Annotated in this window: 11 protein-coding genes; 3 read left to right on the forward strand and 8 right to left on the reverse strand. The window is 44.8% G+C overall.

The window, feature by feature from the left end:
- Position 1: 1 nt before the first annotated feature.
- The 8 genes from noc to rpmH form a co-directional block, all read right to left on the reverse strand.
- A complete protein-coding gene (noc, locus tag AC3ITG_RS32170) occupies positions 2-820 on the reverse strand; it encodes a nucleoid occlusion protein (RefSeq protein ID WP_413373888.1) in 819 nt (272 codons plus the stop codon).
- A 740-nt stretch (positions 821-1,560) separates the two neighbouring features.
- Positions 1,561-2,283, reverse strand: a complete 723-nt coding sequence (rsmG, locus tag AC3ITG_RS32175) for a 16S rRNA (guanine(527)-N(7))-methyltransferase RsmG (RefSeq protein WP_489252465.1) — start codon at positions 2,281-2,283, stop codon at positions 1,561-1,563.
- Positions 2,283-4,172 (reverse strand): tRNA uridine-5-carboxymethylaminomethyl(34) synthesis enzyme MnmG, encoded by a 1,890-nt coding sequence (gene mnmG, locus AC3ITG_RS32180; protein ID WP_413373885.1) that lies wholly within the window; start codon positions 4,170-4,172, stop codon positions 2,283-2,285. The genes rsmG and mnmG overlap by 1 nt, the downstream gene beginning before the upstream one ends.
- A 224-nt stretch (positions 4,173-4,396) precedes the next feature.
- Complete coding sequence (mnmE, locus tag AC3ITG_RS32185; protein WP_063567387.1) at positions 4,397-5,773, reverse strand: tRNA uridine-5-carboxymethylaminomethyl(34) synthesis GTPase MnmE; 1,377 nt, start codon at positions 5,771-5,773, stop codon at positions 4,397-4,399.
- 223 nt (positions 5,774-5,996) lie between these two features.
- Complete coding sequence (gene jag / locus AC3ITG_RS32190; protein WP_063567388.1) at positions 5,997-6,698, reverse strand: RNA-binding cell elongation regulator Jag/EloR; 702 nt, start codon at positions 6,696-6,698, stop codon at positions 5,997-5,999.
- Positions 6,695-7,576: a YidC/Oxa1 family membrane protein insertase gene (locus AC3ITG_RS32195; RefSeq protein WP_413373880.1), complete on the reverse strand. Its 882-nt coding sequence runs from the start codon at positions 7,574-7,576 to the stop codon at positions 6,695-6,697. Before AC3ITG_RS32195 ends, jag begins: the two co-directional genes overlap by 4 nt.
- A gap of 74 nt (positions 7,577-7,650) precedes the next feature.
- Positions 7,651-8,001 carry a ribonuclease P protein component gene (rnpA, locus tag AC3ITG_RS32200; RefSeq protein WP_024629518.1) on the reverse strand — a complete coding sequence of 117 codons (351 nt, stop codon included), beginning with the start codon at positions 7,999-8,001 and terminating at the stop codon, positions 7,651-7,653.
- A gap of 268 nt (positions 8,002-8,269) precedes the next feature.
- Entirely contained in the window at positions 8,270-8,404 is a 135-nt protein-coding gene (gene rpmH / locus AC3ITG_RS32205; protein ID WP_024629517.1) for a 50S ribosomal protein L34, read from the reverse strand.
- A gap of 782 nt (positions 8,405-9,186) precedes the next feature.
- Between rpmH and AC3ITG_RS32210 the strand changes: the two genes are divergently transcribed.
- The 3 genes from AC3ITG_RS32210 (at position 9,187) to gntK (ending at position 13,106) form a co-directional block, all read left to right on the forward strand.
- Positions 9,187-9,861: a GntR family transcriptional regulator gene (locus tag AC3ITG_RS32210; protein WP_413373879.1), complete on the forward strand. Its 675-nt coding sequence runs from the start codon at positions 9,187-9,189 to the stop codon at positions 9,859-9,861.
- Positions 9,862-10,109: 248 nt separating this feature from the next.
- Positions 10,110-11,471, forward strand: a complete 1,362-nt coding sequence (locus AC3ITG_RS32215; RefSeq protein ID WP_489252466.1) for a GntP family permease — start codon at positions 10,110-10,112, stop codon at positions 11,469-11,471.
- 87 nt (positions 11,472-11,558) lie between these two features.
- Positions 11,559-13,106, forward strand: a complete 1,548-nt coding sequence (gntK, locus tag AC3ITG_RS32220) for a gluconokinase (RefSeq protein WP_489252467.1) — start codon at positions 11,559-11,561, stop codon at positions 13,104-13,106.
- Positions 13,107-13,877: the final 771 nt, after the last annotated feature.

Below are 13,877 nucleotides of genomic sequence, written 5' to 3' on the forward strand. Positions count from 1 at the left end.
ATTATTTGCGTTTCGGGATATGGATAACGATCTCGTAATGGTCCTCATGGTCCGCTTCCTTGGTTTTGATGTCTAGACCGGAGCCCGATACCATATCAATGGATTGACGAATCGTATTAAGTGCAAGTCTAACGTCCTTCGTGAATGAGACACGTTTGGATTTTTTGATCTTCGAGGATTCCTTGTAAAAAGCAACCCGTGCTTCCGTTTGTTTTACATTCAACTCTTTATCAATAATCTCGCCGAGCAATTTCATTTGCAACTCTTCCGTATCCAAAGAAAGCAAAGCTCTGGCATGACGCTCCGAAATCTTACGTTCCATCAGCGCTGTTTTAATGCCCTCCGGAAGCTGTAACAACCGGATTTTGTTGGCGATCGTCGACTGGCTTTTGCCTAATCGCTGCGCAAGACTTTCCTGTGTAAGTTGGTGCAGGTCAATCAATTTCTGATAAGCAACAGCCTCTTCAATGGAAGTGAGTCCCTCACGCTGCAGGTTCTCGATCAATGCGATGGACGCTGCCTGAGAGTCGTTAAATTCACGTACAATGGCCGGGATATGATCCAAACCAAGTTTTCGAACTGCACGCCAGCGACGTTCCCCGGCGATAATCTCATATGATCCATTTCGTACGCGGACGACAATCGGTTGTATTACTCCATGTGTCTTGATCGTCTGCAACAACTCATCAATTTTATCATCATCAAAAATAGTACGGGGTTGATATGGGCTGCTCACAATTTCATTGACCGGAATTTGTTTAATCTCATCTCCGTTATTGCGCTCCGCCAAACCAAACAACTTCGAAAATTGTTCTTTCATTCCGTATATTACCACCTAGTTTCGTAATAGCTCCCGCAGAGTTGCAGGTGCTTCTTATTCAATATGCGACCCTTCCAAATACTGTCGTTCTTTGAATAAGTTTTGCCTTCCATGACGATTTCTGTAACCTATACAATAATGCTCAAAAATCTATCTATACATATAATCTATGATCTCTGTAATCCAGGACCGGATACTTCTATTCTATCATCTTTTCTTCCATAATCCTATGTTTACCTATTCTTTAAACTCTTCTATTTTTCCTGCTTTTTCTTCATGAACATTAGCGATACGACTGCTTGTACATAATAAGATATGGAGGAACTCTGTAGAAAGGACCTGCTCATAGTAGCTACGTTGTGTACTCGTTTAATGCCAGGTAAAAATGGATTTCTCCAAGATAGCCTTGGTGGCAGAAAAACCTCTTCCTTGCATGTCTTCTATTCCATTACTCTCCCTTTACCCCGAGGGCAGTGCACCATTCATTCGAGTATAGCTTGAACAAGAAAATAGGTATTCATCAAGAAAACTTCTATGCCAAAATAAATATTATCGATTTCATTTTTCTCTGCTCTATGTAATCGGAATATAGATGCTATCTATACCTAGATAAAAAATCAAAAAACAAAAAGAGGATGTTTCACGTGAAACATCCTCTTTACTCTTATTCAAAGTTCTTCATTAAATAAACGAAGAATGATCATTTTAACTTTTTAATACACACGATGTTGTGCCAAGAATTATACCAAAGGTGTTTTTAGTGGTGTTCCTGGTTTACGTGGATATTTAAATGGTGTCTTATCAAACTTCTGAATCAGAATGATATGACGTGCCGATTCTTCAACAGGCAGCTGGAACGGATGAACTGCTTTTACACGTCCTTTCAGCTGGTTAAAGCTGAATTCAGCTTCCTTCATTTCTTCGCGTGGGTCTCCGCCCTTCATTGCAGCGAATAATCCACTTTTGCGAACAAATGGCAGACAGAATTCGTTAAGCACCGCTAGCTTAGCAACTGCACGCGCAGTGACGAGGTCGTAGCTGTCACGATATCCTTCTTTGCGTCCAAGTTCCTCCGCACGACCATGAATCAATTCTACATCGGTCAAGCCGATCGTATCTACAAGATGCTGCAGAAAGCCAATACGTTTATTTAGCGAGTCAATGATCGTCAGCTTAATATGCGGAAAACAAATTTTAAGAGGTAGTCCTGGGAATCCTGCCCCTGAACCAATATCTGCGAGTTTGTTTACCTTAGACATATCTGTATAAAACGCTAGCGATACCGAATCATAGAAATGCTTTGTATATACTTGTTCACGTTCGGTAATCCCGGTTAAATTCATCTTTTCATTCCAAGCTACCAGCTCCTGAAAATACAACTCGAATTGCTCCAACTGGCGTTCATCTAGCTCCAGTCCATGTTTCTTCAGGCGCCGTTGTAGCTGCTGTTGAATATCGTCCATTATTGTCCCCTTGCTGCGGTTACACGGTTATAATGCTCCAGGTAAACCAGCAGAATGGAGATATCCGCAGGAGTAACCCCGGCAATACGGGACGCCTGTCCTATAGAGATTGGACGAATCTTAGCGAGCTTCTGCTTTGCTTCCATCGCAAGGCCATGAATTTCGTCATATATAATCGTGTCCGGAATTTTTTTCTTCTCCATTTTTTGCAAACGTTCCACGTGGATCAATTGTTTCTCAATATAACCCGCATATTTAATTTGAATTTCAACTTGCTCTTTCATGTCAGCAGTCAGTTCCACCTCAGAAGGTGAGATCTGCTCAATCCAGTCATACCCGATCTCTGGGCGGCGCATCAATGTAAGAAGTGTGCTGCCATCCTGAATCGGTGTGGAACCGATCTCTTCCAGCTTCGAATTTACTTCGACAGGGCGAACTTTAGCTGCCTTCAGACGAGCCACTTCCTGTTCAACTTTTGCCTTTTTGTCCAGGAATTTAGCGTAACGCTCATCAGGAATCAACCCAATATCGTGGCCCATTTCCGTCAAACGCATATCGGCATTATCATGACGAAGCAACAAACGGTATTCTGCACGGGAAGTCAGCAGACGATAAGGTTCATTCGTACCTTTGGTTACGAGATCATCAATCAGTACACCAATGTACCCTTGGGAGCGATCCAGTACGACAGGCTCTTTATCCTGTACTTTACGTGCAGCGTTGATACCGGCCATCACGCCTTGTCCTGCCGCTTCTTCATATCCGGAGGTACCATTAATCTGCCCTGCTGTAAACAGACCTGGCAGACGTTTCGTTTCAAGTGAAGGCCACAGCTGTGTTGGCACCATCGCATCATATTCAATAGCGTAGCCGTTACGCATCATTTCTACTTTTTCCATACCCGGGATGGAACGAAGCACTGCCAATTGGACATCCTCTGGCAGACTGGTAGACAGACCTTGTACATAGTATTCGGATGTGTTTTTGCCTTCTGGTTCCAGGAAAATCTGATGCTTCGGCTTGTCGCTGAAACGCACAATTTTATCCTCGATCGATGGGCAATAACGCGGTCCGGTACCTTCAATAACACCTGAGAACATAGGCGCACGGTGGAGATTATCGTTAATAATCTGGTGTGTCTCCACAGACGTATACGTCAACCAGCAAGGCAGCTGCTCATTATCGGAAGATTCCGTTTCATAAGAAAAGAACTTCGGCTTGTCATCACCCGGCTGAATTTCCGTTTTACTAAAATCAATCGTATCCTTATGCACACGCGGTGGTGTACCTGTTTTAAAACGAACCAGGTCGAAACCAAGCTCACGCAGATGTTCGGATAACTTAAGGGAAGGCTGCTGATTATTCGGACCACTCTCGTACATCAACTCACCCATAATTACTTTACCGCGCAGATACGTACCTGTTGTCAATACAACGGCTTTGGCCCGATACTCTGTACCCGTCTGAGTAACCACACCTACGCACTGTCCGTCTTCAACGAGCAGGCGATCAACCATGCCTTGGCGCATCGTCAGGTTGCGTTCATTCTCCATCGTTTCTTTCATCGTATGTTGGTAAGAGAATTTATCCGCCTGAGCACGAAGTGCGTGAACAGCAGGACCTTTACCTGTGTTGAGCATTCGCATCTGAATAAAGGTCTTATCGATGTTCCGTCCCATCTCTCCACCAAGTGCATCAATCTCACGTACCACATGCCCTTTTGCCGGCCCCCCAATAGATGGGTTACAAGGCATGAAGGCCACCATATCCAGATTGATTGTAATCATCAGTGTTTTCGAACCCATACGGGCTGCAGCCAGTGCCGATTCCACACCAGCATGTCCTGCCCCTACGACGATTACATCATAACTTCCGCCATCAAAAGCCATTCCAGTTTACCTCCTTTTTGCCGCCGCACGCCTAAATTCATGCAAACGATCTATTTTCTGTAAAAATCATGATGAAACACGCTCCGCACTCTACGGAATGCATTTCGATCTATATTAAGCCATCAAGTCTATAGGTACTTCAGACATATTCGCGGATTCTTTGACCACCCACAGATGGACTTTATTATCATACTACTTTTCAGAGCCGGTATGTTTGTCAGGTGTTATTTTCCGAGGCAGAATTGAGAGAAAATTTGATCAATCAATGCATCATGTGCTGTATCGCCCACAATCTCACCCAGTTGCTCCCATGCCAGACGAACATCAATCTGGATCATATCAATAGGAATCAGCTGCTCTGCCGCTTCATAGGCATCAATGAGTGACTGCTTCGCTTTTTTGAGCAAAGCAATATGACGCACATTGCTGACATAGGTCAGGTCGGCCGACTCCAGCTTGCCACTGAAGAACAACGTCGAGATGGCATCTTCCAATCGGTCCACGCCCAGATCATCTTTCACCGACATCGGAACAAGCCGTTCCTCAGGGATATAACGAAGCAGCACTTCGCGGTCCGCCTGCGGCGCTAAGTCCATTTTATTCATAATAATAATTGATTGTCTACCGCGGATTTGTTCCAATAATTCAATCTCGTCCTGATGTAGTGGCTCGGCAGCATTGATAACCATCAATAACAGATCCGCCTCATTCACAGCAGAGCGAGAACGCTCCACCCCGATTCTTTCCACGACATCCATCGTTTCCCGAATACCTGCCGTATCGAGCAGTTTGAGCGGTATATTGTTAATCGTAACAAACTCCTCAATGACGTCACGCGTTGTACCTGGAATGTCCGTTACAATTGCCCGGTTGTCCTGTGCCAACGTATTGAGTAATGAAGATTTTCCTACGTTTGGCCGGCCTACGATAGCGGTTGTGATCCCTTCACGCAGTATCTTTCCTTGCTCTGCTGTTACCAGCAATTTATCGATTTCAGTCATCACCTGACTGGATTTTTCTTTAATAAATTCAGAGGTTAGTGACTCTACATCATGCTCAGGATAATCGATATTTACTTCGATGTGAGCAAGTGTCTCCACCAGCGTGTATCTTAGTTCGCGCAGCTTGGACGACAATTTGCCCTCCACTTGCTTGAGTGCAACGGAGAACGCCCGATCGGATTTGGAACGAATGAGATCCATGACCCCTTCCGCCTGGGATAGATCAATCCGTCCATTGAGAAAAGCACGCTTTGTGAACTCGCCAGGTTCAGCGAGACGAATATCGAGCTGCAACAACAGATCCATTACGCGCTTAACCGAAACCACTCCGCCATGAGCGCTAATCTCCACGACATCCTCTGTTGTGAAAGAACGTGGCGCACGCATCACCGTAACCAATACTTCCTCGATCTTCTCACCAGTCCCCGGATCTATAATATGACCGTAATGAACCGTGTGGGATGCTGCCTGTGTTAGTGGGGTTTTGCTGCGAAAAATCTTCTCCGTCTCCGACACCGCATCCGGGCCGCTCACCCGGATTACAGCGATACCCGCTTCTCCGACCGCTGTTGATATCGCTGTAATCGTATCACTAATCATCGTTATCTCTCCTTGCTCTATTTTAAAATTGCGCCCCTCGGGACGCCATATTAATTTCAATATATAGTTCAGTTGTTCAGTTGCAAAACGCTTCTTTTCGCATCATTCATATCTTGATATGGCTCTTAATGAAATCGCTCTTCCGTTTTGGAAAAGTACTTCTGTACGAAAAAAGCAATGGCTTCTGCACCGGGCAGGAAGCCATTGCGTCTTCAATTTCGTGTTATTTCGTCGTAATGACTACGCGCCGATTGGGCTCCTCGCCCTTGCTGTATGTCTTAATCTGCGAGTGATTTTGCAATTTCGCATGAATGACTTTGCGTTCGAGTGGCGGCATTGGCTCCAGCACAACTTCCTTGCCAGTGCGAATGGCCTGTCCAGCCAAACGTTCAGCCAGATCCTCCAACGTCTTGCGTCGACGTTGACGGAAATTCTCTGCATCGAGTACGATGCGAACGAAGCTTTCCGAATAACGATTTGCTACAATGTTCGTCAAATATTGAAGGGCATCCAGCGTCTGTCCACGTCTGCCAATAATCATGCCCAGGTCTTCACCGGCAATATTGAAGATATGTCCATCACGCTGTTTTTTGATATGCACTTCAACATCCAGTCCCATACCTGCTGCCACTTCTTTTAAGAAAGCAGCCGCTTCCTCATAGGGATTTTTAGCAGCCACACCCTCAAGTGTTGCTTCAACCTGAGGTATATGTGCGGCCGGCTTGATCGGTTGTAAAACAGGTTCAGGCACAGGCAGAAGTTTCACTTCCACTTTAGCGGCCTTAACCCCGATCAAACCCAGGAATCCTTTTGACGGCTGCTCTAACACTTGTATCTCGACCTTGTCCCGGCTCACGCCAAGCTCAGCCAATCCTTGGTTTACAGCATCTTCAACGGTTTTTCCTGACGCAATGACTTTGGTCATTTCGATTTTTTGGCCCCTTTCGAACCTTTTCCAGAGACAGTTGCCTTGCCACCGTTTTTGCGTTTAGCTCCATTTCCATTTTTGGAAGAGCTGGTCTGCTTCACGTTGACCTCAGCCACGACTTTATCATTATTCCGGTAAAGGAAATAGTTTTGCACGATCGTGTAGATGTTACTGTAGAACCAGTACAGTGGCAATGCAGCCGGGAACTGATAAGACATTACGAAGATCAGTATCGGATAAACCCACAGCATGAACTGCATCGGTCCAACTTGCTGTGCAGGATTCATGCGCATCATCATCCACGTTTGCACGAATGTTGTAATGGCAGCCAGCACTGGCAAAATAAACAGGTGATCCGGCGATCCGAGTTGAAGCCACAAGAAATCATGCGTTCTCAGACTCGAGTTTCCGTAAATTGAGTTATAAAGTGCGATGTAAATCGGCATCTGAATCAGAAGTGGTAAACAACCCGCCATCGGATTAACTTTGTTCTCCTGAAACAACTTCATTGTTTCTTGCTGAACTTTCTCAGGTGTATCTTTATACTTGGCTTGAATTTCTTTCAACTGCGGCTGAATAGCCTGCATCGCCTTGGAGCTGCGAACCTGCTTCATTGTCAGCGGCAAGATTAACGTCCGTACAATTAACACCATCACAAGGACGGCCAGTCCATATTCACCGTTAAACCAGTTGGCGAATGTATCGAGCGCCAGTGAGAACCAATAAATAACATTGCTTTGCCAGAATGAGCCGTTTCTTAGATCTTCCGTAGTAACCCCCGCACCTTGCGGAGTACACCCGGCTAGTACGGTGACCATTGCAATGACTGCAATGAGGAGAATCCACTTCCCCTTTGATGTCTTCAATCGCGACACTTCATAACCCCTCTCTTAACCATTCCATTCCACCGTAAATCATACCATAATTAGGAGGACAAATAAACCGAAGCTTACCGCTTGCCCGACTTCAAAAGAGAGCCCTTGCGCATCGCATGCAGCAGGCTTTTTTCCATATCCTTATAGGACATGTCCAATGCACCTTTTCTGACGATAAAGATCAGATCCATCTGCGTGACAATCTCTTTCTCATGATGGCGTACAATTTCCTTAATCATGCGTCTCATCCGGTTGCGTACGACAGCGTTTCCGATTTTCTTGCTACAGGATACACCTACTCGGAATTGTTCTGTATCTTTACGACGACAGCCATACACCACAAACTGATGATTGGCAAACGATTTCCCATACCGGTATACGCGGCTAAAGTCCGCCCGGTTTCGTAAACGCAGTCTTTTATACACGGCGCTTCTCCTTGCTGTTCTCCACCAACATTATTGACGAAGGCCTTATTACTGATTTAGTATAGGCTTTCTTGAATAACGATAAACCGTCTTGGCGGCAACTTCATTATATAAGGAACGTTTTCGAAAAAACGGACATCTCATTCATTGAACATAAATGTGTACTCATGCTTTTGCGCAGCCAATTCAGACCTGATCTATACCAGCATCCAGTCTGAAATGACCTATTTAAGAAAAAAAAGACCACCTCGGTGGTCTTCACAGTGCATTAAGCACTCAGGACTTTACGGCCTTTAAGGCGACGTGCAGCCAGAACTTTACGTCCGTTGCTCGTGCTCATTCTTTTCCGGAAACCATGAACTTTTTTACGTTTGCTAACGTTCGGTTTGAATGTAGGTCTCAATGTATTGCACCTCCTCACAAGGAAATACTTATGTGATGAATCACTTTCATCTTCACAGAAAACACCTTTATATATTTAACCATGAACACCTGGAAAAGTCAACTGCGAGCCTCTTGCCTCCTTCCTCCTTCTAATGCCTATTCCACCCTACCTAAACGGCCATGGATTCGTACTCCTGTTTACAACCTTCTTAAAGCATCATTTAGAAGCTCCAAAAGTTATCCCCAAGTTCCAATTCATTCACCAAAAATCAGTTTTCACGGTTATCCACACCCCTCAAACCCCTTAATTCTATCTTTAATTACCATTTCAAGTTATTCACATGTGGATAAGGAATATTTATCGATGACAGACTGTTTCATTGGCTCTGCTTTCGGTTAACATTCATACGTTTCTGGAGAACTTCAGTGGAGCAGCAATCCATTAGATGACCAATATTTTTTGGCTTTTAAAATGACATACTTTAAATTTAATGTATCCGCTTTATTCTTATGGTTTACAAGTTTTCGAGAAAGGTGTAGGATAAAAAAAACAAATCTTGTATACAAGTATACTTATGGGAAGCACAGTAAAGATCCAGACTTATTTAAAGGAAGACAATTATTCCTCTAGCTCTTTGAAAAATCCATTTGAAGCAGTATGACGTTCCTAAATTCAGCACGCGCACAGAGCATACTGCCATTATTCTCGTCATAAGGATTGGTGTAAAACGCTCAATCAGCAAAATAGTTGTGCTATGATCAGTATTGAACTGATTACTTATAATAGGAGCGTTAGCCATTATGCTGTTTCCTTCATCCTGGCTTCAGGGAGCTTCCCGCGGGGAAGCAATTGCCTGCGAATTAAGACTACGGATCATTAGCGGAACTCTTCGTCCTGGCGAAATTTTGTCAGAAAATCGGATTGCCGCTGATTTTGACAGCAGTCGATCACCTGTACGTGAAGCGCTAAGAACATTGTCGAATGAAGGGCTCATTCGGCTGGAGCGTATGGGTGTCGTTGTCATTGGATTGAAAATTAAAGATGTCGAGGAATTGTACGATGTACGTTTCCTGATTGAAAGTTTTGTGCAGCAGCGGCTTGCGGGGGATGTGCCAGATCAATTGATTACCCAGCTACGCAATGTGATAGACAAAATGGACTTGGCTGGACGCCACCAAGACGCGGTTGAATTCGCATATCAGGATCTTACTTTTCACGAGACTATTATCGAAGCCGCCCAGCATTCCCGTATTTTACATCTATGGAGGAGCATTCGTTATGTTGTCATGACGGTTATGCTACTCACCACCCGCAGGGTCTTTATTCAGGGCGAACAGAAAGTAAGCGCTGTAATTGGTAAACATCGTTTGCTGATTGAGGCTCTTGAATCGGGTGATAAAACACGCATTCAATCTGGAGTCCGCACGTATTTCCAGGATTCAGGCAAGACGCTGCACGAAAGCTTTGATTCCTAATGACATGTAATGAAATTCCATTCGTCACTTTATGGAATATCTATGCAGGGGTTCGCAATCATATCCGTTGTGAATGATTGCCCTCCAACTTGTCGACAAGTATACAAAATGCGATTTGTTTCATTTTTTTGGGGCATATTAAGAGGGATTAAGCCGCCCTCGCTTCATGAATCATATAGTGTCTTCCCTCCGCTTGATCATGGATCTGTTGTAAGCGTTATATATCAGAAAAAAAAGGAGCATACCTCATGAGCACTCTTTTTGGGCTATCCCATAATGCAACGTTATTGGTTTGGACATTAATTGCGATTGTCTTTCTGATCGTGTTGATCTCCAAATATAAATGGAATCCTTTCATTACCCTTTTAATATCTGCATTAATGCTTGGTTTACTTACAGGCATGAAACCCGCGGACGTAATTACTTCCATTACGGGAGGACTTGGCGGCACACTCGGAACGATTGCCATCGTCATCGGTCTTGGTACCATGCTTGGTAAGATGATGGCTGAATCCGGCGGAGCCGAGCGTATTGCTACCACACTTGTAGATCGTTTCGGTGTAAAACGTGTGCACTGGGCGATGATGATTGTTGGTTTTATCGTTGGTATTCCTGTTTTCTTCGAAGTCGGCGTTATTCTGCTGATTCCGATCATTTTCACCGTTGCACGTAAAACCAATATGTCGCTGCTGCAAATCGGTATTCCGATTTTGGCAGGTCTCTCTACTGTACATGGTCTGGTTCCACCTCACCCGGCTCCCATGATTGCCATCGAAGCGTTCAGCGCCGATTTGGGTAAAACGATCTTGTACTCCCTTATTGTAGGTATCCCTACTGCTATTATCGCTGGACCTCTGTTTGGTAAATTTATCGGTAAAAGAATACATACCGAACCGCCTGCAGAGCTGGCTGAACAATTCGCTACGAAAAAAAGTAACAACTTGCCAGGTTTCGGAATAACCCTGTTTACCATCTTGCTGCCGGTCATTTTGATGCTTATTGGCTCCATCGCCAATATCGTAGACCCGGACGCCACAAGCGGATTTACTGTTTTCTGTGAATTTATTGGCCATGAAATTATAGCCCTGCTGATCTCCGTCGTGTTCGCCCTCTTTTCACTCGGATTCTCACGAGGGTTCAACAAGCATGACATCTCCCGCTTCACCAGTGAATGTCTGGCGCCTACGGCGACCATCATTCTCATTATTGGTGGAGGCGGTGCGTTCAAACAGGTGTTGATCAATAGTGGCGTAGGTAATGCCATTGCTGAGGTCGCCACACATGCCAATATTAACGTGATCCTGTTCGCCTGGCTTGTAGCTGCACTCATTCGGGTTGCTACCGGTTCAGCGACTGTGGCCATGACGACAGCAGCTGGTATTGTAGCTCCGGTTCTTGCACTAACGCCAGGTGCCAATATTGAGCTGGTTGTACTCGCTACCGGTGCAGGTTCACTTGTGCTTTCCCACGTGAACGACGCAGGCTTCTGGATGATCAAAGAATTCTTCAATATGAGCGTCTCGCAGACCCTGAAGACGTGGACCGTTATGGAAACACTACTATCTGTCGTGGGACTGATCTTTATTTTGCTGCTGAGTACAGTCGTATAAATTGAATATCTATATAGAAGAAGAAAATAAATTCAAATAATTAGAGTTTTAATTTTGCGGGTTTAAAAGAAAGAAGGTTTATGTAAAATGAACAACTATATGATTGGTATGGATATCGGTACAACCAGTACCAAATCCGTACTATTTACGGAACAGGGTGAAGTTGTAAGCACGTCAACTCAGGAATATCCTTTATACACCCCAGCTCCGGATGTCGCTGAGCAGGATCCAGAACAAATTGTGCAAGCTGCCCTTCGCTCCGTACGCGGCGTGATGGATCAAAGCGGCGTAGCTGCGGAACAAATTATGTTCGTGTCCTGCAGCTCTGCCATGCACAGTGTCATTGCGATGGGACAAGATGGGATCCCTCTCACCCGCTGCATCACTTGGGCTGACAACCGGAGTGCTGCCTGGGCTGCCAGACTGCAAGAGAATGGACTGGGACATCGTATCTATTTGCGAACAGGTACACCGATTCACCCCATGTCGCCACTGACCAAATTAATGTGGCTACGCCATGACGAACCTGAACTTTTTCAACGTACGGCCAAATTTATCTCTATTAAAGAATATTTGTTCTTCCGTCTGTTCGGTCAATATGTTGTGGATCACTCCATCGCCTCCTGTACCGGCCTGCTCAATCTGGAACAACTGGAATGGGATGAAGAAGCCCTTGAAGTTGCAGGCATTACACCTGACCATCTATCGCAGCTCGTCCCGACCACACATATTATAGAGGGAATGGATCGTACATGGGCTGAAAAAATGGCTCTCTCCCCCTCTACTCCCTTCGTCATCGGTGCAAGTGACGGGGTATTGTCCAATCTGGGTGTAAACGCCATTGAGCCTGGCGTTGTTGCAGCAACGATCGGCACCAGCGGCGCGATTCGCACCGTCGTTGACCGTCCTGTTACCGATCCAAAAGATAGAACCTTCTGTTATGCCCTCACCGAGAATCTTTGGGTTATCGGCGGACCTGTGAATAACGGTGGCATGCTTTTCCGCTGGGTAAGGGACGAATTCGCTGCCTCCGAAGTGGAAACAGCCAAACGGCTCGGCATCAATTCCTATGATGTACTCACCAAGATTGCTGAACGCGTCAGCCCCGGTTCGGAAGGGCTTCTATTCCATCCGTACCTTTCAGGGGAACGCGCCCCTTTATGGAATCCGGACGCCCGAGGTTCCTTCTTTGGTTTGACCCTTCATCACCAGAAAGAGCATATGATCCGTTCCGTTTTGGAAGGGGTTATTTTCAACCTATATACAGTACTGCTGGCCATGGAAGAACAGATCGGACAACCTACCTCCATTCAGGCAACGGGTGGTTTCGCTCGTTCCCCGCTCTGGCGTCAGATGATGTCCGATATATTCAATCAGGAAGTCATTGTGCCCGAGAGCTTCGAAAGTTCCTGTCTGGGGGCCGTCGTGCTCGGTCTTTATGCTACAGGGCGAATTCAGTCGCTTCATGCCGTTTCATCTATGGTAGGTACAACACACAAGCATACCCCTATCAAAGAACACGCATCGATCTATCAGGAGCTGCTCCCCATCTTTATTCGCATTTCGCGAAAATTGGAAGAAGAATATGCAGACATCGCGGAATTCCAACGTAAATTTTCCGCTCATATCAAGTAAAACATTCTTTTATAACCACCAAAAAGAGGTTGTTCTCTTAGACCACCATTCCGGTCTTAAGGAACAACCTCTTTTTTGGCATAAAACAAATCTGCTGCAATGAAGTCACATCCATCTCCAAGGTTTGTGCGCATATCCATCCTACCTCTTTTAGGAATAAATTCTACGTTCAGTTCATACAAATCAGTAAACGCTCCTTCCGTTCAACAGGCCTCTCCTTGATCTCCCAAGTCTTTCATTTTGTCGTTTCTCCAATTCCTTTCTTCGAAAAAGGAAAACGGGCATGAAGAGTTACTCTCCTGTAAATCCCCAAAACGGCAATTTTCACTTTACGGTTATCCACAGAGAGGTTATTCACAAACTGAGAATACTTTTACACACAATTCAGCATCATTTGACGAATAACCTGTGTATAAAATAATTTGGGTTTTTGGGTCATCTTGTCGAAAGTTAAACAATTTATAAACAATATATTGTGTTGTGATTAAAAATTATACACAAGTTATTGAATTTGTGGATAAAATCACGTGATACATTGAAATGCCGGGCTTCTTTTGCTATGATTGTATTACTTTTGGATGTGAATATGTGATCTGACCCATAATATTATCAACAGCCTGTGGATAAAGTTGTGAACAATTTTCCGTTGTTCATTCTTTTTTTGTTTTCGACCTGCGGGGGTTTGGGGATAAATTCAACAATATATCTCGTATTTCGACACTGCATCATGGCTTAAGCCACACTTGGAACATGTAAAAGGAGTGACAGTCT

Source organism: Paenibacillus sp. GL_099_B, assembly GCF_057835695.1.

Bases quoted from the DNA above. Each gene is read 5' to 3' on its own strand.
- gntK (WP_489252467.1), top strand. From the start codon at position 11,559: ATGAACAACTATATGATTGGTATGGATATCGGTACAACCAGTACCAAA.
- AC3ITG_RS32210 (WP_413373879.1), top strand. From the start codon at position 9,187: ATGCTGTTTCCTTCATCCTGGCTTCAGGGAGCTTCCCGCGGGGAAGCA.
- noc (WP_413373888.1), bottom strand. From the start codon at position 820: ATGAAAGAACAATTTTCGAAGTTGTTTGGTTTGGCGGAGCGCAATAAC.
- mnmG (WP_413373885.1), bottom strand. From the start codon at position 4,172: ATGGCTTTTGATGGCGGAAGTTATGATGTAATCGTCGTAGGGGCAGGA.
- rsmG (WP_489252465.1), bottom strand. From the start codon at position 2,283: ATGGACGATATTCAACAGCAGCTACAACGGCGCCTGAAGAAACATGGA.
- jag (WP_063567388.1), bottom strand. From the start codon at position 6,698: ATGACCAAAGTCATTGCGTCAGGAAAAACCGTTGAAGATGCTGTAAAC.
- AC3ITG_RS32215 (WP_489252466.1), top strand. From the start codon at position 10,110: ATGAGCACTCTTTTTGGGCTATCCCATAATGCAACGTTATTGGTTTGG.
- mnmE (WP_063567387.1), bottom strand. From the start codon at position 5,773: ATGATTAGTGATACGATTACAGCGATATCAACAGCGGTCGGAGAAGCG.